The organism is Cryobacterium sp. MLB-32, assembly GCF_000738085.1.
Classification (GTDB): domain Bacteria; phylum Actinomycetota; class Actinomycetes; order Actinomycetales; family Microbacteriaceae; genus Cryobacterium.
In genome coordinates this window covers 1-658 of record NZ_JPRS01000707.1, presented here as the reverse complement: position 1 = coordinate 658, position 658 = coordinate 1, and the positions used below count along the sequence as shown (strand labels likewise).

Below are 658 nucleotides of genomic sequence, written 5' to 3'. Positions count from 1 at the left end.
GTGGGGCGATGCCGCAGAACCGATGACCGCTCACAATGGGCAGGTTTTCGGGGTCGAACTGCTGTTGAGGCTCCGACATGATTTCCCCTTCGCTCGCGATCCAGTGCAGAGTACGCCCACAGTATGCCCCCGTGTCGCCAGTCCGCGCTACGGTGTCAGCAATAACGCGCGAGTAACGCCCAGGCGGTCAGAATTCCACCTGAAACGAACAACTATTTGGAAAGGAAATCATCATGGCCGATGCTGCCGCACATGACCTGCCCACGACTCGATACTGTGCCACTCCTGATGTGTATACGAAGCAGCTCACGGAGCAGCCGGGCTTCGCCGCTGCCCGCATCTCCATGGAGCTTGAAGTGCGCGGGCTCATCAACCAGGGCATCTTCGCTGCGCAGACCGGGATCACCCACATCCCCGTCGTGGTGCACGTGGTCTACAACCACGATGACCAGAACATCTCCGACGATCAGGTGGCGAGCCAGATCGCCGTACTCAATCGTGACTTCCGCAAGACGAATCCCGACGTCGACACCCTGCCCGACGTGTTCCTGCCGCTGGCGGATGATGCTCAGATCGAGTTCTCGCTGGCCGATACCGACCCCGATGGCAACGCGACCGACGGGATCACCCGTACCCACACCGACACCACGTCGTTTCC

Annotated in this window: 1 pseudogene; it reads left to right on the top strand. The window is 60.5% G+C overall.

Annotated elements, in window-relative coordinates:
- Window positions 1–233: 233 nt before the first annotated feature.
- Window positions 234–658: pseudogene (locus JF66_RS25170) on the top strand (hypothetical protein); the annotation flags it as partial.